Below are 18,656 nucleotides of genomic sequence, written 5' to 3'. Positions count from 1 at the left end.
GTGCCGCGGCGTCGCGGTCTGCGTGTGCGGTCCGGTGACAGGTGCCGCCCTAAACTGTTCCGATGACGTTGAAGCCCCTGGCGCCACGGTCTGACTCGTCCCAAAGCGGTTCCGCTTCTGGCGGTGCCGAGTTGTGGCGGGTGAAGGTGGAGACGGCATCGACAAGTGGGTCTTCACGAAGTTCACGGACCGCATCATCGACGCGGGGCTGAGCTTCGCGGATGGCGGCGTTGTAGGCCTCGACGATGGTTTCGCCGTCCGCGGTGGATACCGACAGTAGGCGGTTTTCGGCATCAACCACGACGTGGATGCCGTCGATCGTTGCGCTGCCGCGGATCTGCTGCAGCGCGAGGTTGGCGCGCTGCACCTTCAGGCCGAACTCATCGTGCTTGTTGTGTGACATAGCTGCTCTCACGGATGTGTGATGGTGCTCGGGAGCGGATCTCCACCGACCGCTTCGCGGGCGAACGGCGGGGATGAGGCGGTAATGGCGAGGTCACCCTTGCCGTTGTCGACAACGGTCAGGTTGTAGTCGTCGGGGGTGCGGGTGCGGGCACGGCGCTGCGGCATCGCTTGTTGGTCGACGGACACGTGCCAGCCGAATGCCTCCCAAATTCGGAGAATCAGCTGGAAGTAATCGGAAACCTGCTCCGCAGGGACGCCAACGACCCAATATTCAGCGTTGAGCAGCAGCGGCGTCCCGAGCTCGACGGTGTCGAAGGCGGGGACGGTGAGTGCGTCGCCGAAGATGGCGTGCTCGTAGCAAGGGTGCTGCCAGGACAGCGCGATATCGAAGGGCAGGCGCTGCAGCGTGTCGGTCAGATATTGCAGAATCTGTTGCCGCGCCAGGGATTCGGAGCGATTCGGGCCGGCTGTCACGAGACCTTCCCCTGTCCGGAAATGATGTTACCCATATTCGTCAAGGCGGGGTTGCCCTCGTCCCAGTACGAGGAGTGTGCACCCCCGACCCAACCGCCGCCGTTGGAGAAGACCGTTCCCCACCCCGGCGTCAGATGCGGTTCGGGGCCGTGCGGGGCAACCGATAACATTGGGCCCGCGACGGGATCCCACACCGCGGCCGTCGAGTAGAGGCGACTGCGGACGTCGCCGGACGCGACGCCGGTGAGGTGCAATTTCTCGGGCCGGTCGACATCGATGCCAGGGCTGGCGACCAGGACTACCTTGTCGGCGTCGAGAGTGTGATTGTTACTGGCGGCATGACCGATCACGGTCGTGCCGTAGCTGTGTCCGAGGACGGTATTCGCCGACCGCGCACCCTCGTGGGTGACCCGCAAACCGCTCTGGAAGTCGTCCAGCGGTTTCGCGGCGCCCGCGGCGTAGCTGTCCCAAATAGCGCTCGGAATGGATTGTGGTGCGTCATAACCGATCCACGTCACCACCGAGGTCTTCTTGGACGGGTCGGACAGTTCCGCGGCTCGGCGCATGACGTCGGACCGGTTGACGTCGTCGCCGAGCAACTTGGCGTCGGTGGTCGTGGCGCCAGTGCCCGGAACATAGGTGCAGACATTGTCCGCGGAATCCGGGTTCCGGAAGGCGACGGCGGCGTGTCCTTTGTCATCGACGAGCGAGAGCAACCGCGGCACACCGTCTTTGGCTTGGCTTTGGTCGAACACGTTGTTGTACCCGTTCACCTCCTTCTGGGCTGCGGCGATGCGCTCCAACCAGGACGAGTCATTGCAATTGGGGTCGCGGTCGCGTTTCGCCTTCTCGTGGGCGGCGACGATTGCGTCGAGTCGCCGCTGGGCTTTGTCGCGAAGATCGTTGAGGTTCAACCGGTTGTAGTGGTCACGATCGGCTTGGGGGATACCGTCCCGGTTGCCGATGAAGTGATCCTTTTGAAAGAAGGCATCCTTCTCGGCGGGGGACAGTTTCATCCAGAAGTCGCGGAGCATCTGCGGATCCGTGGGCAACTGGGTGCGGCCATCGCGTATTGCCGCAACCAACGCGGCCGCCGGGTCTTCTCCGGGGCGGGTGCGATACTGCTCGAGCAACCGCAGATCGCTGCTGATCGCCTGGGCCGCTTGCGTTTCGGTGTCACCGAAGATGGTCATCAGCGCTTGAACTCGCTGCTGGAAACCCGCCGCCTGGTTGTCGAGTCGCTGCTGCAATATCATCCGGACAGCCGGGTCCGGCGCATCGACGCCCGACGCCGGAACCGTTGGCGGGGTGACGGTTCCGTCGTCCTTCGTCGACATACCGGCTGCCGGAATCTCCTGATCGACGAGGGCCAACAGCGTTGCGCGGGTCTGGGCCAGGCTCTTGCCGAAGGTGGTGCAGTGGCCGGCGATCGAGAGCACGGTGGAGCCGAGGTGATTGGCTGACAGCTGGTGTCCCAGGGCGCAGGACTGGGCAGCGTCGGCGGATTGCCCTTGCCAGCCGCCCATGCTGCGGTCGACGTCGCGGCTCATCTGATCGACACGAGTAGAGAACGTGTCGTTTCCTGAGGTCAGGTCCACGGCGAGGGCGGACATCGTATCCGGCTCACAGCCCCGGATACGGCCGATGGTATTCATCGTCGCCTACTTCGTGACCACGGCTTGGCCTGCCAGGTATTTGTCGAGTTGCACGGCGTTGGTCCGCTCCATTTCGGCGAAGTTCTGTTCCCCCCGGAGCGTCGTCGTCGACATGGCCTGTATGTGACCACCGATGAAACCGAAGGAATCGGTCACCGCCCCGCCTGCTCGCGAAAGCGGTTCCTGCAGAGGAGAATCCGGCATCCGCGGCACGGTGGAAACTTTGATCGCGAGAATGGCCTTGGCGTGTTCGTCGAGCTCTGACGCGAGCCTGCGTGCGACGAAGAAATTGAACCATATCGGTCGGCCCGAGCCTACCGGCGCAATGGGACCCAATGGACTATCAAGTGGCACAACAAAACCCCCTGGATCTACTCGAACACGCTGCACCCCCATCGGCGTGCAGGTTCGCTTCGGAACGCCAAAGGTAGCGCCGCGGCCCGGAGGGCGACAAGGCCCCAATCCTCTGGTCTCAGTGGGTAATTCGCGGCAGGACGCGCCAGTTCGATCGCCGCGACAATGTCAGACCTGTTCGCCGCGTTCGCGGCGACGGTCGAGATCTGCCTGGCGCGCGGCTTCTTGACGGCGCGCTTCGGCGCGCTGCTGTTCGGCGCGTTCGCGCAGTCCGCGGAGGAACTCTTCGTCCGCGGCGGAGTCCTGGGCGACGTAGCGGCCGGGACGGTCGTACTCGGCGTACTGCGTCGTGGACCGCGGCCGGGATTCGTGGATCGGGCGTCCGACGAACAACCACAGCAGGGCGCCAACGGTCGGCAACAGGATGACGACGATCAACCAGCCGATTTTCGGCAGGTGCCGAATTCCCGCCTCGGGACAGGTGATGACGTCGATCAAACAGTAGATCCACAGTGCGAGCGTGATCAGCGCCACGGCGGCATACGGCATGACTTCTCCTCGAAGAATGTGTGGACCGCCGACGATCGCCGCGTCCCCCCGATGTGCCCTGAGCAGGGCATTACACCGCGAAACGGTACTACAAACAGGAGAATTGCTGAAGCGGGGCGACCGAGATCGTGGTCACGACACACCCGCGCCGGAACCGTCAGCCCATGGCCAAGGCGGTGCGAAAAGTGCGCCGGTAGGCCTGCGGCGATACCCCGATCGCTTCGTGCAGATGCTGGCGCAGTGAGGTGCCGGTGGCGAAGCCGACCTCGCCCGCGATTCGGTCGACCGTCATGTCGGTCGATTCGAGGAGGTGGCGGGCGCGGTACAGCCGCTGCTGAATCAGCCAGCGTCCCGGGCTCATTCCCACTTCGTCGCTGAACCGCCGGGCGAAGGTGCGTTTGCTCATCCTGGCCCGCTCGGCGAGTTCGTCGACGCTGACCGGGAGGTGCAGGTTTTCCATGGCCCATTGCCGCGCGGCGGCGGTGCTCGCCGAGGGTGACGGTGGCATCGGCTGCTCGATGTATTGGGCTTGACCGCCTTCTCGCCACGGCGGCACGACGCAGCGGCGGGCCACGCTGTTGGCGACCACGCTGCCGTAGTCGCGGCGCACCAGATGCAGGCAGGCGTCGATCCCTGCGGCCGCTCCTGCCGAGGTGAGCACGTCACCGTCTTCGACGTACAGCACGTCGGGATCGAGCCGGACCAGCGGGAAGGTGCGCCGAAACAGTTCTGCCTCATACCAATGCGTGGTCGCCACCCGACCGTCGAGCAGTCCGGCGGCCGCGGCGACGAACGCGCCCGTGCAGATCGCCACGATCCTGGTGCCCGGCCGGATCCGGGCGAGCGCGTCGTGCACCGGTTGCGGCAGGGCGCCGCCGAGGGTCATCGAGATATCGCAGGCGGGCAGCACCACGGTGTCGGCGGTGTCGAGCACGCTGCTGTCGTGCTCGACGGCGATCGAGAAGTCGGCGTTGCTGCGCACCGGCGCGCCGTCGAGGGTGCAGGTGCGGATCCGGTATCGACCGCCCGCGCTGCCGAATACCCGGTTCGCGATGCCGAGTTCGAACGGGTACACCCCGTCCAACGCCAGCACCGCGACCTGGTGGACCACGTCGACCGTCATGGCACGATCATATCGAATTGTGGCAATCCTGCCATTTTCCGATCAGCTGTCACGCGGCAAGCTTGGCCGTATGAGCGAAGCCAACACGATGCGCGCGATCAGTCAGAACGTCCTCGGCGGACCCGAGGTTCTCACCGAAGTGCACTTGCCACGACCGGTTCCCGGCCCGGGCGAGATCCTGATCAAGGTACGCGCGGCGGGCATCAACCCGACCGATTGGAAGCACCGAGCCATCCGCGTCTTCCTGCCCGATCCGCCGTTCGTGCTCGGCTGGGACGTGTCCGGCGAGGTGGCCGAGACCGGCGTCGGCGTCACACTGTTCCAGCCGGGTGACGAGGTCTTCGGCATGCTCCCCTACCCCGACGGCCACGGCGCATTCGCCGAATACGTCGTCGGTCCCGCCCGCGCGTTCGCCCGCAAACCCGCTGGGCTGGACCATGTTCAGGCCGCCGCGATACCGCTGGCCGCCCTGACCGCATGGCAGGCACTCGTCGACACGGCCGGGCTGCAGGCAGGCCAGCGAGTGCTGATACACGCCGCCGCGGGCGGGGTCGGGCACCTCGCCGTCCAGATCGCCAAGGCACTCGGCGCCCACGTCATCGGCACCGCCAGCGCCGCCAACCACGACTTCCTGCGCAGCATCGGCGTCGACGAGCCGATCGACTACCGCACCACCGATGTCGGCGAAACGGTCCGCGACGTGGACGTGGTGTTCGACATGATCGACGACGAGAACAGCGTCCGCTCGCTGCGCACGTTGCGGCCGGGCGGCCTGCTCGTCACGTTGCGCGCGATGGGTCCGGTCGACCTCGGCGCGGCGGCCGAGCAGCTCGGCGTCCGCGTGCTCCGCATGCTGGTCGAGGACGACCACGCCGGCATGGTGGCCATCGCCGAGCTCGTCGAGTCCGGTGCGTTGCGGCCGACCGTCGCAGGCACCTTCCCGCTCGCGGACGCGGCGAAGGCGCACGCGCTCGGCGAGACGGGGCGCACTGTCGGCAAACTCGTCATCACTGTGGCCTGACACCGAAAGATTTTCCGCGCGGCGCTTCCCTGAATCTGCGAAATCGAGGCACTCACGCTTCTACCATCCGATGATGAGCACTGTTGTGAAGGCTGTCCTCGAGGGCGGGCCGAAAGACATGCCCGCGCGAATCGTCCCCATCACCCCGCCGGGGATCGAGTTGAAGGTCCCGTTCAAGGGTGGCTACGAACACTTCAAGGTGACCCGCAAAGAGCAAGACACACCGGAGGGGCGCCTGCCCGTCTATGAGTGGTCCGCTCGGACCGAGATCGCGGAGTGACGCGCGAGTAATCGTCCAGTGCGGCCGGTCGAGCAATCGACCGGCCGCCTTCCGCCGGTTTCGATCGGCGGCTGCACTATGGACAAACGCGTAACCAAGTGGTTACGCTTTTGCCGTGGACGAGGTAGCCGATGCGATCGCCGACGCGGTGCGCAGGGAGATTCTCGAATCGCTGCGCGGCACCCGGCTCACCGCAGGTGAGATCGCGGCGAAGTTCGAGATCAGCAGGCCCGCGGTGAGCAGACACCTGCGGGTGCTGCGCGAGTGCGGGCTCGTGCACGACGAGCTCGTCGGCAGGCAGCGGTTCTATGTGCTCGATCCGGCGCCGCTGGCCGAAGTGGCGGAATGGATCGCGCGCTTCGACACCGCCGCAGCCTGGACCCACCGCCTCGACGCATTGGAAACCGAGGTCTACCGGACGCGCAAAGCACATCGCGCGCGGCCGAAAGACGAACAGACGAAGGAGAACACCGCATGACCCCACAGCCGAACGGCCGCCTCGACCGCACCGACGGGCGCCGCGACCTGATCCTCACCAGGACCTACCGCGCCCCCATCGCCGACGTCTGGGCCAGCATCACCGAATCCGATCGCACCGCCCGCTGGTTCGGCCCATGGGAGGGCGATGCGGGAACAGGCCGAAACATCAAGCTGCAGATGGCTTATGAAGAAGGCGAGCCATGGTGCAACGCGCACATCGAGGCCTGCGAACCGCCGCGCAGGCTCGCCATCACCACCGAGGACGACTTCGGCACCTGGCATCTGGAGGCGGTGCTGACCGAAACCGACGGCAGCACGGAACTCGTGTTCACCCACCACCTGGAACCCGAGGCCCCGATCGGCCAGGTCGGACCGGGCTGGGAGTACTACCTGGACGCGCTCGGGGCGGCCCGCACAGGTACGGACCGCCCCGATTTCGAGGACTACTACCCCTCGATGCAGCAGTATTACGAAGCGCTGGAGGACTAGTCGACCAGCGCGGTCGCGTCAGTCGTCGAGCTGAGCGAGAACCTCGTCGGAGATGTCGACGTTCGTGTACACGTTCTGCACGTCGTCGCTGTCTTCGAGCGCGTCGACCAGCTTGATCACCTTCTTGGCTCCGTCGAGATCGACCGCGACGGACACCGACGGCTGGAAGCCGGATTCGGCGGAGTCGTAGTCGATTCCGGCGGACTGCAGCGCCTTGCGCACGGGGATCAGGTCGCTCGGATCGCTGATGATCTCGAACGAGTCACCGAGGTCGTTGACCTCCTCGGCGCCCGCGTCGAGGACGGCCATCAGGACGTCGTCCTCGGAAAGGCCGCTCTTCTCCAGCGTCACCACACCCTTGCGGTGGAACAGGTAGGAGACCGAGCCAGGGTCGGCCATGTTGCCGCCGTTGCGGGTCATCGCGACCCGCACCTCGCCCGCGGCGCGGTTGCGGTTGTCGGTGAGGCACTCGATCAACACCGCGACACCATTGGGGCCGTAGCCCTCGTACATGATGGTCTGCCAGTCGGCGCCGCCGGCCTCTTCACCACCGCCGCGCTTGCGGGCGCGTTCGATGTTGTCGTTGGGGACCGACGACTTCTTCGCCTTCTGGATGGCGTCGTACAGCGTCGGGTTGCCTGCAGGGTCGCTGCCACCCGTGCGTGCCGCCACCTCGATGTTCTTGATCAACTTGGCGAAGAGCTTGCCGCGCTTCGCGTCGATCCCCGCCTTCTTGTGCTTGGTGGTGGCCCATTTGGAGTGGCCGCTCATTCCCTACTTCCTTCAGGTCGATGGCACGTTAAGTGATGTAGACCGTACCGGTACTGGCGGACGGACAACTTCCCAAGCCTACTCGGCCGGTCATAGCGGCATTGCAGGCCGGTGATCTACGCGGCTCGGACCAGCTCGACGAACATCTCGTGCACCCGCAGATCGCCGGTCACCTCGGGGTGGAACGCGGTCGCGACCACGTTCCCCTGCCGCACCGCGACGATGCGTCCGGCGAACGGGCCGTCCGGCACCGTCGCCAGCACCTCGACGTCCGCGCCTGCCCGCTCCACCCATGGCGCGCGGATGAACACCGCGCGCATCGGACCGTCGTCGAGACCCTTGAAGGCGAGATCGACCTCGAAGGAATCGACCTGACGACCGAAAGCGTTGCGGCGCACCGTCATATCGATGCCGAACAAATGCTGGGCGTCGGGCCTGGTGTCGAGCACCTCGCTGGCGAGCAGGATCATGCCCGCACAGGAACCGAAGGCGGGCATGCCCTCGCGCAGTCGAGCCCGCAGCGGCTCCAGCAGGTCGAAGACTTCCAGCAGCTTGCTGATCGCGGTCGACTCACCGCCGGGCAAGACCAGTGCGTCGACGGCGGCCAGCTCGGACGCGCGACGGACAAGCACCGGCTCGGCGCCGCAGTGCTCCAGCGCCGCGACATGCTCGCGCACATCGCCTTGCAAGGCCAGCACTCCGACGGTCGGCCGCGACGGGGCCTGCGCAGCGATGGGTGCGGCGACCGGAGAAACATTCACGTCGGAAAGTTTACGAGTCGCCGTGGTGCCGGGCTGACCCGAGCCGCCACGCTGGTCCGGCGGCGGCTCCGGCACGGGTTCACTGACCGCAACTGAGCCGCCCCGACTGGCCGCAACCGGTGGGCGACCCGAGCAGACGCTGCCGCGGTGTGGGGCTGATCACGGTCGCCGTCAGAGTTCCGTCAACGGCGGGGTCGGACAACAGTGAACAGGTCGACACTCACAAGGTGATTGCTGTGTTGCCGCGCAAGGTGCCCGCACCGGGTGGGGATGCGAATGGCGCCCCCGCCCGCCGTGGGCTCACCGTTCCGACCGGTTTGGCGGGACTTTCCCTCGACGCGATGGCGTCGGTTTCCTATGGCCCCGAAGCGATTGTGCTGGTGCTGGCCGCCGCCGGTGGCGCGGGACTCGGGCTCACTCTGCCGGTGACGCTGGCGATCGCCGCGCTGCTCGCCGTGCTCGTCGCGTCCTATCGGCAGGTGATCGCGGCGTTCCCGAACGGCGGTGGCGCGTACGCGGTCGCCAAGGCACATCTCGGGCATCGGACCAGCCTGACCGCGGCCGCCTCGCTGATCATCGACTATGTCCTGAACGTCGCGGTGTCGATCGCCGCCGGCGTCGCCGCACTCACCTCCGCGTTTCCCGCGCTGCTCCCGTACACGGTGTGGATCTGCGTCGCGGTGCTCATCGGCATCACCGCGCTGAACCTGCTCGGCATCACCGAGAGCGCCCGCGCATTCATGGTGCCGACCGTCATCTTCGTGGTCGGTATCCTCACCGTCATCGTGGCCGGGCTGCTGCGGTCCGAGCCTGCGAGCGTCAGCACCGGCACCGCGACCGTGCTCGATATGCACACCGTCGGAGTGCTGTTGCTGCTCAAGGCCTTCTCCAGCGGCTGCGCCGCGTTGACCGGTGTCGAGGCGATCGCCAACGCGGTGCCGAGCTTCGAGGCGCCGAAAGTGGTTCGCGCGCAACGCGCCGAGGTCGCGCTCGGCGCCCTGCTCGGCATCATGCTGATCGGGCTCGCGCTGCTGATCGAGAAGTTCGAGGTGCATCCGATCGACGGCACCACGGTGCTCTCGCAACTCACCGAGGCCGCGCTCGGACACGGAATCGGTTACTACGTGGTGCAATTCGCGACGGTAGTGCTGCTGGCATTGGCCGCGAACACCTCCTACGGCGGACTGCCGACGCTCACCAAAATCCTCGCCGACGACAACTGCCTGCCGCATCGGTTCGCGGTCCGCTCCCCTCGGCAGGTGTATCGCTACGGCGTGCTGACGCTGGGTGTCGCGGCCGCAGTGCTGTTGATCGCCGCCAACGGCAACATGAACGCATTGGTCCCGCTCTTCGCGATCGGAGTGTTCGTCGGATTCACCATCGCGCAGGTCGGCATGGTGCGGCATTGGCTACTGGCGCGGACCAGGGGCTGGCAGTGGCGGATGGCGCTCAACGGATTCGGCGCGCTGCTCACCTTCGTCGCCGCGATCGTCACCACCGCAATGAAATTCACCGAAGGCGCGTGGTTGATCGTGTTGATCCTGCCCGCGCTCGTCGTCGGCATGGAACGAATTCGCGACACCTACACCAGGATCGGCGCATACCGTCGCTCCGACGAAGTCCCGCCGCCGCCCCGGCCGCGCGACGCCGTCATCGTGGTGCCGGTCTCGGAGGTCTCCGACTTGAGCTGCGAGGCGCTGTCGGCGGCACTGTCGATCGGCAAAGACGTTGTCGCAGTGCATGTGTGCCTGCCGGGTGAGTCGATCAAGGCGTTCACCAAGGCATGGGAGGCGTGGCATCCCGAAGTCAGGCTGGTGCTGCTCGAAGACAGCGACGCGACGGTCGGCGGGCCGGTGGCACGCTACGTGCGCGACAACTTCGAGGGCCGCCGCAAGGTGGTCGTCATCGCCGAGGTCGACCCGCCCGTCGGCTGGAACCGTGTCCTGCCGAGCCACCGCAGTGACGAACTCGAACGCGTGTTGCGGCGCATGACCGACACGGTGGTCTGCCACCTGCGCGTCCAGGTGGGATAGAGCCTGATCGAATTCAGGCGGCCGCGGTGGTGTGGGTCGGCCACACTCACACCACCGCGGTCGACAACTCAGTCGCGCAAAGTGCGGATCAGTCCCTCTTGGACCACCGCTGCCACCAGCTCGCCGGAGCGGCTGAAAATCTTGCCGCCGGTCAGCGCCCGGCCGAAACCTGCTGAAGGCGAAGACTGGTCATAGAGCAGCCAGTCGTCCGCGCGGAACGGACGCAAGAACCACATCGCATGGTCGAGCGAGGCGTTCTGCGTCTTCTCGTCGGGGTGAGTCACCTTCGACGAGCCGAGCAGCGTCATATCGCTCATGTAGGCCAGTGTGCAGACGTGGAACAGCGGGTCGTCGGGCAGCGGATGCCGATAGCGGAACCACACCTGCTGCTGCGAGACGACGCCGTCACGGCGGGTCACCTGGTCCGTCGGCACGGTGCGAATGTCCCAGTGCTCCCATTCCCGCATCGCCCACAGCCGTTCCGGGCTCATCGTGACGCTCGCGTCGGGCAGCTCGTCCGGCATCTGCACGGGCGGCATCACATCCTGATGCTCCGGCCCTTGATCGCCGGTGTGGAACGACGCCGACATGGTGAATATCGCGGCGCCGTCCTGCACGCCGGTGACCCGCCGAGTGCAGAAAGAACGGCCGTCGCGGATCCGGTCCACCAGGTACACCGTCGGCTGATCCGGATTGCCCGGCCGCAGGAAATATCCGTGCAGCGAATGCACCTGGTACCGCGGTTCCACCGTGCGTACCGCCGCCACCAGTGCCTGGCCGGCAACCTGCCCGCCGAACGTGCGCGGAAGCTGAGTCTTCGTGGACGCCCCACGGAAGATGTCGCGCTCGAGACGCTCTATCTCCAGCGCCTCTTCGATTGTCGCCATGGCCTGAGGTTAACCCGACCGGCGAGCAAGCACCGCCCCGGCTAGCGACTAGCAGCCCCACCGCGGCCCGCGAGTCCCACTCACAGGTGGTCGTGATCGCGCGGCCCTGTACGCCCGAACCATGCCAGTGACTCAGACGCCACCGCCCACACCCGCCCAATGCGGCAACCCATCGGGCCGTGGACGATTCGCCCGCCGAGGCCGCGCCAGTCCGGTGCGCCCCGACCACGGCGCGCAACTCGGGCACGGCCACTCGCACCGCCCGTTCGGCAAACCCGCCGGGCCCAGACCACGGGCACGTGACCAGGCCGTGGACGATTCGCCGCCAAGACACTTCGAGTCCGGCACGCCCGGACCACGGCAAGGTAAGTAGAGCACCGCCACCGGACGCGAGAGGCCGACCGGGCTGTGAGTGAGCGGGCCGGGGCGTGGACGATATGCGGCGGTTTGCTGTGATGGTCTGGTGCCACAGTTCGTTCCGATCACTCAGGATGCTCTCGTCGAGCGCCTCATCGAGCGCATCCATCCGCTCTCCGGCTATCGGGTGATCGGCGTCGACGGTGCCGACGCCGCACGGCCCACCGACTTCGCGGGCCGGATCGCCGACGCGGTGCGGGACACCGGGCGACCCGCGGAGGTGGTTTCCCTCCACGACTACGTCCGCCCAGCCTCACTGCGCATGGAGTTCGGAATCGACGAAATCTCCTACCGCACTTCGTGGTTCGACTACGAAGCGTTGCATCGCGAGGTCATCGACGCGCTGCACACCGATGGCCGCTGGCTGCCTGCCCTCTGGAACGAGACCACCGATCGCTCGGCCCGCGCCGCCATCCGAACCGCCCTCCCGAACACCGTGCTGTTCGTCGCGGGCCCCATGCTCCTCGAACACTCGCTCCCCTTCGACCTGACCCTGCGTCTCGACATGTCCGAGCCCGCCCTCCGCCGCAACACCCCATCCACCGACCACTGGACCCTCCCCGCCCTCCTCCACCCCCAATCCCCCACCACCCCAACCTTTTCCGCCCGCTGGGACCACCCAGACCGCCCCGCCCTCCACCTCCCCGACTAACCCTTCCCTCCTTGCCTTCCCTCAACGCAACTCATCCCGCACTCTCGATACACCCTCAACGCGCGCTCCATAGATAAATGCGCATATCCAAGTATCCAAATGCATACTCGACCACTCCCCCACGCTGAGCCACGAGTGGCACACCACGGAGACCTCTTCTCGACGTTTGCCGCGGCCATGTGCCACTCGTCGATTGCGGCGGCCGATACAGTGGCGGAATGGGGAGTGAGTGCGCGATCTGCGCCAAACATCGGGGTGTCGGAGCGCTGGTCGGTCCGGTGGTTTTCGAGGACGACCTGGTGGTGGTGACGCATCGTCCCCTCGCCAACAACACACCGGTGCCGGGATACCTGTTCGTCGAGACCCGGCGACATACGCCGTCGGTGTCGACGCTCACAGATGCCGAGGCTTCGGCCGTCGGCTGGGCAGTGACGCGTGCCGCCCGCGCGATACAGCACGAGCTGGCACCGGAATTCGTCTTCTCAGCGGTGACCGGGCGTAGCGTCGTCCACTTTCACCAGCATGTCTTCGCGCGCCCCCTCGGCACTCCCCCGGCCATCCCGTGGCCGGACACCGACTCCTGGCCCGAGGGCCCACGCATCACCGCAACCGAACTCACTCCCCTGATCGCCCGGCTCGCAAGCCATTTTACTCCGGCGGCGATCTGAAGCCGACGCGTCGACTACCAAAAACCCACTGTCGCGCACGGATTGGCGGATCCGTGCGCGACCGTGGGTGGCCCGACTAGGTCGGGCAGGCCGGGGAGGTCAGGCCGAAGGCAGTGATGGTCTGGCAGACCCACTGCTTCTGCACCTTCCACTTGCCCGCGTCGGCGACGAAGGGCACCACCGCGTCGTTTTCCTGGCCGTTGAGGGTGATCTTCACCTGGGCGCTCACGGTCTCGCCGAAGTTGCTCACGCCGACCACCTTGGCTTGGGCGTTCGCCTGCCGGTAGGCCTCGGCGAGGCGGTTGGGCAGATCCGGGTCGGCTTCCATGCCCTGCACCAGTTCCAGCTTCTCCGTACTCGGGACCGTGGGGTCGAGTGCGCGCTGCAGCAGGTCGTTCAGCTGATCGACGGTCGGCACCGGCGGCAGGTTCGGATTCGCGGTCGTGCTGGTCGTGGTACGGGACGGCTTGGGCGGATCCTTCTTGTCATCGCTGCCACAGGCCGTCAGCCCGAGTGCGGCGACGACGGCCAAGCCCGCGATCGCGATACGTCCTGATTTACGAAGCTTCAACTGCTGGTCCTTTGCGTTCGGCTGTACACGTCACTCGTCCTCGGATGCGGCGCGAATCGACTACGCGGGGCTCGGCGGGCATCGAATCGCGAAGGTAGTCAACACAATTGTGAGAACGATAAGACCACGGTGTGGCTCGACATAGAGTCGGACGAAATTCGCGTGCCACGGCCCGAACGGCCGCTATGACGACACGCTGGGCCACTACTACGTCCGTGATTGACCCCAGCACCGCGCAGCCAACGGTTGGGCTCAGACCTGACGGAGGGCGGCTCAGCATCGAACCCCCTTTACGCACATGAGCAGGGATCCCGTGGGATCCCTGCTCATGTGAACGTACTACGGCGCTAACCAGCCGACCCCTCGAACAGCTCGCAGGACCGATTCCGGGCAATCACCAACCGCGCTCGGCCAGTCGGTGATCGACCGGCAGCTCCTCGACGTTGATGCCGACCATCGCCTCACCGAGTCCACGCGACACCTTCGCGAGCACGTCCGGGTCGTCGTGGAAGGTGGTCGCCTTGACGATGGCCGCGGCCCGCTCGGCCGGGTTGCCGGACTTGAAGATGCCGGAGCCGACGAACACGCCTTCGGCGCCGAGCTGCATCATCATCGCCGCGTCGGCCGGGGTGGCGATGCCGCCCGCGGTGAACAGCACGACGGGCAGCTTGCCGGTCTCGGCGACCTCGCGGACCAGCTCGTACGGCGCCTGCAGCTCCTTCGCGGCGACGAACAGCTCGTCGGCGGGCAGCGAGCTCAGCTTGCGGATCTCCTGGCGGATCTTGCGCATGTGCGTGGTCGCGTTGGACACGTCGCCGGTGCCCGCCTCGCCCTTGGAGCGAATCATGGCCGCGCCCTCGGTGATTCGGCGCAGCGCCTCACCCAGGTTGGTGGCGCCACACACGAACGGCACCGTGAAGTTCCACTTCTCGATGTGGTTGGTGTAGTCGGCGGGGGTCAGCACCTCGGACTCGTCGATGTAGTCGACGCCGAGGCTCTGCAGGATCTGCGCCTCCACGAAGTGGCCGATGCGGGCCTTGGCCATGACCGGGATGGAGACAGCGGCGATGATGCCGTCGATCATGTCGGGGTCGCTCATGCGCGACACGCCGCCCTGCGCGCGGATGTCGGCGGGCACCCGCTCGAGCGCCATCACCGCGACCGCGCCCGCGTCTTCGGCGATCTTGGCCTGGTCGGGGGTGACGACGTCCATGATCACCCCACCCTTGAGCATCTCGGCCATGCCGCGCTTCACGCGGGCGGTGCCGATGGTCTGGCTGGTCTCGGGCGTCGTCACGGCAAACTCCTGGGTCATGTGCGCCAATCGGGTCGCAAGGGAATGAATCGACCTAATTCTAAGCGCGCCGTGCAGGCCACTTGATAGCCAGTCGAAGATGACTGGCCTTGCCCACTACCAGGGGCTCTGCCCGTCGGTGCAGCTCACTGGACCGGTTGCCGCCGAGGCGGCCGCTGGTGCGAGTGGCTACGGAACCGGATGTACTGGTCTGCGAGGCGGTTTCGTCACCAGGACCTGCTTTCGGCAGGCGATGGGCCGTGTGCGCAGCCCCGCAAACTCTCGGCGCGACTCAGAGCGGGCCGATAACCAGCAGACTTGCCCAATATTCGGCGGCGGTGGGACCGAGCAGCGGCAACAGAAAGTCGTACAACAGGAAAGACATGAAACTACAAAACCTCCGCACACCGAGCATTTTCCCCACCCCATCGGCGGGGACCGCGACACCGAGTTTCGAGTGCCTTGCGTTAAGCACTACCCAGGCCGCAGCGATCCAGTCGCGACCGTAGCACGATCGTGAAACAGATCACACGCCGACCGGGCCGATCAGCGAATCGAGCGGACTTCCGGATGGGCGATGCCGGAGGCGGCCGCCGCGGCTTCGGGGAGCAGTTCGTCCAGGTTGTACGGGTAGACGGTTTCGCCTGAACCGTCCAGGCGCACAATGTCTTCGGTGGTGCACCACTGGTGACCGGTGATCGAGCGGCGTTCGATCGCTGTCAGATTCGTCGCCTGCGGTTCGTAGCCGCGCACCCGAAGGGCGAAGAACAACTCTTCGGAACGGATCAGCTCGCCGTCGAACGGGAACACCGCGACCCGGCGCCAGATCGGCCCGCGTAGGCTCTCCGGATCGGCTTGGTGGCCGGTCTCCTCGTACAGCTCACGCACCGCGGCGGTGCGCAGGGTCTCCCCCGGCTCGACGCCGCCGCCGACGGTGAACCAGAACGAGACATCGGGTGTCTTGGGGTCGTTGCCGCGCATCAGCAGGGTGCGGTCATGTTCGTCGAACAGCACGATGCGCGCGGTGGTGCGGATGGTGTCGACCGAAAGCCCGGTCGAGGCGGCGGGCGTGGCCCGCTCGGTGATCTCGAAGTAGGTGGGCAGCGGCGCGGTGCCGCCGAGGTGCAGGATGCGCACCGGCCGCCGGGTGCGCAACGCGAGGGTGTCGCGGACCGCGTCGTTGTGGAAGCGGCGCGCGATGAGCACCCGCGCCTCCGCGTCCGCGAGCTCGGCGACCATCTGAGGGCGCAGCCGCGTGATGTCGATCGTCGAGAGTGCCCCGGAGAGTTGGTTTTCCGCGGTTTCCCGGTCGGCCCGGCCCGCACGTTCGGCCCGCGCCGCCAGTTGGGACAGCTGGACGGCCTGATCGGCCAGCGTCATGCGGGCCTGATCGGCCAGCGCCGGGTCGTCCGAAGGGCCAGCGATCGCCATCGCGACCGACCTGGCCACCACTGCCCTGCGGGCCAGCGCGGCGTCGAGCGCTTGCCAGGACTGGTCGGAGCGCACGTGCAGCCGGTCGAGCCGGTTCGCGGTCGAGTAGGCCCAGAGGCCGATCGCGACGATGACCGCCGCGATCAGCGCGAGGACGAGAACCGTTGTCGCGGAGAAGGTGATCATCCGGCGGCCCGCACCCTGGTGTCGCCGACGGTGACCGTCTCGTACACCCGCAGGATCTGCTCGGCCACCACCGGCCAGTCGTATTCGCCGACCACCTGGGTCGCGGTCTGCACCAACGCGTTTCGGCGGCGATCATCGGTGAGCATGTCGTGGATGGCGCTCGCGAGACCCGCCGAATCACCCACCGGCACCAGCACGCCCGCCGTTCCGTCCCGCAGCACCCGGCGGAACGCGTCGAGTTCGCTTGCCACCACGGCGGTTCCGGCCGCCATCGCCTCGATGAGAATGATGCCGAAGCTTTCGCCGCCGAGGTTGGGCGCGACGTAGACATCCGCGCTGCGCATCGCCGAGGCCTTCTCCGCGTCCGACACCTGGCCGAGGAAACGTAGATGCCCGGCGTTCGCGCCCGCCTCTCTGCGCAGTCGCTCCTCGTCACCGCGCCCGACGATCAGGATCTCCAGGTCCGGGTGCCTGCGCACCAGCTCGGGCAGCGCACCGAGCAGCACGTCCATGCCCTTGCGCGGCTCGTCGTAGCGACCGAGGAACAACACGGTGCCGCCGGCCCGTGGATAGCCGGGCAGCATCGGCGCTCGTGCGAACGCGGGCACATCGACGCCGTTCGGGATTTCGACTGCGTCGGAGCCGAGCGCCTCCACCTGCCAGCGCCTGGCCAGCTCGGACACCGCGATCCGGCCGCTGATCTTCTCGTGGTACGGCCGGAGCACACCCTGAAAGGTGCTGAGCACCAACGACTTCGTGGTAGAGGTGTGGAAGGTGGCGACGATCGGCCCCTCGGCGATCTTCAGTGCGAGCATCGACAGGCTCGGCGCGTTGGGCTCGTGGATGTGCAGCACATCGAAATCGTTGCCGTCGATCCAGCGGCGAATCCTGGTGTAGGCCATGGGACCGAAGGACAGCCGCGCCACCGAGCCGTTGTACGGGATGGCGACCGCGCGACCGGCCGACACCACGAAATCGGGCAGCGGCGTTTCCTCCGAGGCGGGCGCGAGCACGCTCACCCGATGCCCGCGCTCGATGAACACCCGCGCCAGCTCGACCACGTGCGCCTGCACGCCGCCGGGCACGTCGAACGAGTAGGGACAGACCATGCCGATCTTCATGGGGCGCCTTCCGAGCTCGCCGCCGCGTTCGGACCACTGCTCTCGGCGCGGTCCGGCTCACCGGCACTGGCAGCGCCGTGGTCGATTCCACGCTGTGCTTCGGCAATGCGGGCCAGCCGTGCCTCCGAGAGGTCGCCTTCCCACATCGGCTGCAGCATGTGCCAGTCTGCCGGGTGGGCGGCGATGTTCGCGGCGAAACGGTCCGCCAAAATCTGGGCTGCCGCCGCAACGCCGTTCGAAACATCCACCGGCGCCTCGATTTTCATCCCCCACGCCTCCTCGCCGTCCGCACTGAACCAGCAATGCACCGGCAGCAGGGCCGCACCGGTCTCGATGGCCAGTTTGGCGGCGCCGGCAGGCAGCCAGGTGCGCTCGCCGAAGAAGGTCACCGGAACCCCACGACCGGTCAGGTCGCGCTCCCCCATCAGGCAGATAACCTTGTTCTCCCGCAACCGATTCGCCAGCACGGCGAACGGCGGCTGGGCACCGCCGGTCAGCGGCAACAACTCGAAGCCGAGGCTCTCCCGGTAGGCGACGAACCGCAGGAACAGCGACTCCGGCTTCAATCGTTCCGCCACTGTGGTGAGCCCACCGTGGTTCTGCACCAACCACACTCCGGCCATGTCCCAGTTCCCGGAGTGCGGCAGCACCAGGATCACGCCACGCCCAGCGGCCAATCCGGCATCCAGGTGCGCGGTCCCCGCTATCGGCAGGCTCCCCAGCGCCGCGTGGTCCATCGACGGCAGCCGGAACGCCTCACGCCAGTACCGTGCGTAGGAGCGCATGCTCGCCTGAATCAGCTCGTCCGGCACCTCGGCGGGCGTCCCGCCGATGACCCGGGCGAGGTTGCGCCGCAACTGGTTCGGCTCACCGCCGGCCCGGAACGCGGCGTTGGCTTTGCGTGCCGCGCGGTCGGCGCCCCAGTCGAACAGCCGTCGGGCCGTCGCCTCGGGCAAGGCCCGCACCAGCCGCCAGCCCGCCGCATATCCGGCGTCGCTGACCCGCTCCCCGATACTCATGCCCTTTACCCCGTT

General features: G+C 66.8%; 21 protein-coding genes. 7 read left to right on the top strand and 14 right to left on the bottom strand.

Features of this window, described 5'->3' with window-relative positions; all coding sequences use genetic code 11:
• Positions 1 to 49 precede the first annotated feature (49 nt).
• The 6 genes from ACGFNJ_RS25515 to ACGFNJ_RS25490 all read right to left on the bottom strand — a co-directional run bounded on the left by ACGFNJ_RS25515 (position 50) and on the right by ACGFNJ_RS25490 (position 4,560).
• Positions 50 to 403, bottom strand: coding sequence for a hypothetical protein (locus ACGFNJ_RS25515; RefSeq protein ID WP_393452960.1), 354 nt, complete (start codon positions 401 to 403; stop codon positions 50 to 52).
• Positions 404 to 411: 8 nt separating this feature from the next.
• On the bottom strand, positions 412 to 879 hold the full coding sequence (locus ACGFNJ_RS25510; RefSeq protein ID WP_393452957.1) for a hypothetical protein: 468 nt from the start codon (positions 877 to 879) through the stop codon (positions 412 to 414).
• The gene (locus ACGFNJ_RS25505) at positions 876 to 2,534 is read right to left on the bottom strand and encodes an alpha/beta hydrolase (protein ID WP_393452954.1); all 1,659 of its coding nucleotides are present in this window, start codon (positions 2,532 to 2,534) and stop codon (positions 876 to 878) included. The genes ACGFNJ_RS25510 and ACGFNJ_RS25505 overlap by 4 nt, the downstream gene beginning before the upstream one ends.
• A gap of 6 nt (positions 2,535 to 2,540) precedes the next feature.
• Positions 2,541 to 2,930 (bottom strand): hypothetical protein, encoded by a 390-nt coding sequence (locus tag ACGFNJ_RS25500; protein ID WP_393452951.1) that lies wholly within the window; start codon positions 2,928 to 2,930, stop codon positions 2,541 to 2,543.
• 126 nt (positions 2,931 to 3,056) lie between these two features.
• Positions 3,057 to 3,437 (bottom strand): PLDc N-terminal domain-containing protein, encoded by a 381-nt coding sequence (locus ACGFNJ_RS25495; protein WP_393452948.1) that lies wholly within the window; start codon positions 3,435 to 3,437, stop codon positions 3,057 to 3,059.
• A gap of 157 nt (positions 3,438 to 3,594) precedes the next feature.
• Positions 3,595 to 4,560 (bottom strand): GlxA family transcriptional regulator, encoded by a 966-nt coding sequence (locus ACGFNJ_RS25490; protein ID WP_393452945.1) that lies wholly within the window; start codon positions 4,558 to 4,560, stop codon positions 3,595 to 3,597.
• A 70-nt stretch (positions 4,561 to 4,630) separates the two neighbouring features.
• On the opposite strand from ACGFNJ_RS25490, the gene ACGFNJ_RS25485 reads away from it, so the two are divergent.
• The 4 genes from ACGFNJ_RS25485 to ACGFNJ_RS25470 all read left to right on the top strand — a co-directional run bounded on the left by ACGFNJ_RS25485 (position 4,631) and on the right by ACGFNJ_RS25470 (position 6,830).
• Positions 4,631 to 5,581, top strand: coding sequence for an NADP-dependent oxidoreductase (locus tag ACGFNJ_RS25485; protein WP_393452942.1), 951 nt, complete (start codon positions 4,631 to 4,633; stop codon positions 5,579 to 5,581).
• 73 nt (positions 5,582 to 5,654) lie between these two features.
• Complete coding sequence (locus ACGFNJ_RS25480; protein ID WP_069167474.1) at positions 5,655 to 5,861, top strand: DUF5988 family protein; 207 nt, start codon at positions 5,655 to 5,657, stop codon at positions 5,859 to 5,861.
• 115 nt (positions 5,862 to 5,976) lie between these two features.
• Positions 5,977 to 6,339: a metalloregulator ArsR/SmtB family transcription factor gene (locus ACGFNJ_RS25475; RefSeq protein WP_393452938.1), complete on the top strand. Its 363-nt coding sequence runs from the start codon at positions 5,977 to 5,979 to the stop codon at positions 6,337 to 6,339.
• Positions 6,336 to 6,830: an SRPBCC family protein gene (locus ACGFNJ_RS25470; protein WP_393452935.1), complete on the top strand. Its 495-nt coding sequence runs from the start codon at positions 6,336 to 6,338 to the stop codon at positions 6,828 to 6,830. Before ACGFNJ_RS25475 ends, ACGFNJ_RS25470 begins: the two co-directional genes overlap by 4 nt.
• A gap of 18 nt (positions 6,831 to 6,848) precedes the next feature.
• Here ACGFNJ_RS25470 and ACGFNJ_RS25465 read toward each other — a convergent pair whose 3' ends face one another.
• The gene (locus tag ACGFNJ_RS25465) at positions 6,849 to 7,601 is read right to left on the bottom strand and encodes a YebC/PmpR family DNA-binding transcriptional regulator (protein ID WP_393452932.1); all 753 of its coding nucleotides are present in this window, start codon (positions 7,599 to 7,601) and stop codon (positions 6,849 to 6,851) included.
• 116 nt (positions 7,602 to 7,717) lie between these two features.
• Complete coding sequence (gene pdxT, locus ACGFNJ_RS25460) at positions 7,718 to 8,362, bottom strand: pyridoxal 5'-phosphate synthase glutaminase subunit PdxT (protein WP_393452929.1); 645 nt, start codon at positions 8,360 to 8,362, stop codon at positions 7,718 to 7,720.
• A 341-nt stretch (positions 8,363 to 8,703) separates the two neighbouring features.
• On the opposite strand from pdxT, the gene ACGFNJ_RS25455 reads away from it, so the two are divergent.
• Positions 8,704 to 10,395 carry an APC family permease gene (locus ACGFNJ_RS25455; RefSeq protein ID WP_393454156.1) on the top strand — a complete coding sequence of 564 codons (1,692 nt, stop codon included), beginning with the start codon at positions 8,704 to 8,706 and terminating at the stop codon, positions 10,393 to 10,395.
• A gap of 68 nt (positions 10,396 to 10,463) precedes the next feature.
• Here the strand turns inward: ACGFNJ_RS25455 and ACGFNJ_RS25450 are convergent, their stop codons facing one another.
• Positions 10,464 to 11,282, bottom strand: coding sequence for an acyl-CoA thioesterase (locus tag ACGFNJ_RS25450; RefSeq protein ID WP_393452926.1), 819 nt, complete (start codon positions 11,280 to 11,282; stop codon positions 10,464 to 10,466).
• Between the two features lie 463 nt (positions 11,283 to 11,745).
• On the opposite strand from ACGFNJ_RS25450, the gene ACGFNJ_RS25445 reads away from it, so the two are divergent.
• Both ACGFNJ_RS25445 and ACGFNJ_RS25440 read left to right on the top strand, forming a co-directional pair.
• Entirely contained in the window at positions 11,746 to 12,351 is a 606-nt protein-coding gene (locus tag ACGFNJ_RS25445; RefSeq protein WP_393452923.1) for a hypothetical protein, read from the top strand.
• 218 nt (positions 12,352 to 12,569) lie between these two features.
• The gene (locus ACGFNJ_RS25440; RefSeq protein WP_393452920.1) at positions 12,570 to 13,019 is read left to right on the top strand and encodes an HIT family protein; all 450 of its coding nucleotides are present in this window, start codon (positions 12,570 to 12,572) and stop codon (positions 13,017 to 13,019) included.
• A 76-nt stretch (positions 13,020 to 13,095) separates the two neighbouring features.
• On the opposite strand, the gene ACGFNJ_RS25435 is transcribed toward ACGFNJ_RS25440, so the two are convergent.
• The 5 genes from ACGFNJ_RS25435 to ACGFNJ_RS25415 form a co-directional block, all read right to left on the bottom strand.
• On the bottom strand, positions 13,096 to 13,590 hold the full coding sequence (locus tag ACGFNJ_RS25435) for a hypothetical protein (protein WP_393452917.1): 495 nt from the start codon (positions 13,588 to 13,590) through the stop codon (positions 13,096 to 13,098).
• Between the two features lie 394 nt (positions 13,591 to 13,984).
• On the bottom strand, positions 13,985 to 14,905 hold the full coding sequence (gene pdxS / locus ACGFNJ_RS25430) for a pyridoxal 5'-phosphate synthase lyase subunit PdxS (RefSeq protein WP_069167458.1): 921 nt from the start codon (positions 14,903 to 14,905) through the stop codon (positions 13,985 to 13,987).
• Between the two features lie 525 nt (positions 14,906 to 15,430).
• Positions 15,431 to 16,498: an NUDIX domain-containing protein gene (locus ACGFNJ_RS25425; protein ID WP_393454153.1), complete on the bottom strand. Its 1,068-nt coding sequence runs from the start codon at positions 16,496 to 16,498 to the stop codon at positions 15,431 to 15,433.
• Positions 16,498 to 17,622 (bottom strand): glycosyltransferase family 4 protein, encoded by a 1,125-nt coding sequence (locus ACGFNJ_RS25420; protein ID WP_393452914.1) that lies wholly within the window; start codon positions 17,620 to 17,622, stop codon positions 16,498 to 16,500. The genes ACGFNJ_RS25425 and ACGFNJ_RS25420 overlap by 1 nt, the downstream gene beginning before the upstream one ends.
• Positions 17,619 to 18,641, bottom strand: coding sequence for a phosphatidylinositol mannoside acyltransferase (locus ACGFNJ_RS25415; RefSeq protein ID WP_393452911.1), 1,023 nt, complete (start codon positions 18,639 to 18,641; stop codon positions 17,619 to 17,621). Before ACGFNJ_RS25415 ends, ACGFNJ_RS25420 begins: the two co-directional genes overlap by 4 nt.
• Positions 18,642 to 18,656 lie beyond the last annotated feature (15 nt).

This window comes from Nocardia sp. NPDC049149 (assembly GCF_043197455.1).
In the GTDB taxonomy this organism is placed as follows: domain Bacteria; phylum Actinomycetota; class Actinomycetes; order Mycobacteriales; family Mycobacteriaceae; genus Nocardia.
The sequence above is the reverse complement of the archived record's forward strand: the minus strand, read 5'-3'. Positions and strand labels throughout refer to the sequence as shown.

Excerpts from the sequence above, each read along its gene's own strand:
- ACGFNJ_RS25515 (WP_393452960.1), bottom strand. The coding sequence starts at position 403 with ATGTCACACAACAAGCACGATGAGTTCGGCCTGAAGGTGCAGCGCGCC.
- ACGFNJ_RS25505 (WP_393452954.1), bottom strand. The coding sequence starts at position 2,534 with ATGAATACCATCGGCCGTATCCGGGGCTGTGAGCCGGATACGATGTCC.
- ACGFNJ_RS25500 (WP_393452951.1), bottom strand. The coding sequence starts at position 2,930 with ATGGGGGTGCAGCGTGTTCGAGTAGATCCAGGGGGTTTTGTTGTGCCA.
- ACGFNJ_RS25495 (WP_393452948.1), bottom strand. The coding sequence starts at position 3,437 with ATGCCGTATGCCGCCGTGGCGCTGATCACGCTCGCACTGTGGATCTAC.
- ACGFNJ_RS25490 (WP_393452945.1), bottom strand. The coding sequence starts at position 4,560 with ATGACGGTCGACGTGGTCCACCAGGTCGCGGTGCTGGCGTTGGACGGG.
- ACGFNJ_RS25485 (WP_393452942.1), top strand. The coding sequence starts at position 4,631 with ATGAGCGAAGCCAACACGATGCGCGCGATCAGTCAGAACGTCCTCGGC.
- ACGFNJ_RS25480 (WP_069167474.1), top strand. The coding sequence starts at position 5,655 with ATGAGCACTGTTGTGAAGGCTGTCCTCGAGGGCGGGCCGAAAGACATG.
- ACGFNJ_RS25470 (WP_393452935.1), top strand. The coding sequence starts at position 6,336 with ATGACCCCACAGCCGAACGGCCGCCTCGACCGCACCGACGGGCGCCGC.
- ACGFNJ_RS25465 (WP_393452932.1), bottom strand. The coding sequence starts at position 7,601 with ATGAGCGGCCACTCCAAATGGGCCACCACCAAGCACAAGAAGGCGGGG.
- ACGFNJ_RS25455 (WP_393454156.1), top strand. The coding sequence starts at position 8,704 with ATGGCGTCGGTTTCCTATGGCCCCGAAGCGATTGTGCTGGTGCTGGCC.
- ACGFNJ_RS25450 (WP_393452926.1), bottom strand. The coding sequence starts at position 11,282 with ATGGCGACAATCGAAGAGGCGCTGGAGATAGAGCGTCTCGAGCGCGAC.
- ACGFNJ_RS25440 (WP_393452920.1), top strand. The coding sequence starts at position 12,570 with ATGGGGAGTGAGTGCGCGATCTGCGCCAAACATCGGGGTGTCGGAGCG.
- pdxS (WP_069167458.1), bottom strand. The coding sequence starts at position 14,905 with ATGACCCAGGAGTTTGCCGTGACGACGCCCGAGACCAGCCAGACCATC.
- ACGFNJ_RS25420 (WP_393452914.1), bottom strand. The coding sequence starts at position 17,622 with ATGAAGATCGGCATGGTCTGTCCCTACTCGTTCGACGTGCCCGGCGGC.
- ACGFNJ_RS25415 (WP_393452911.1), bottom strand. The coding sequence starts at position 18,641 with ATGAGTATCGGGGAGCGGGTCAGCGACGCCGGATATGCGGCGGGCTGG.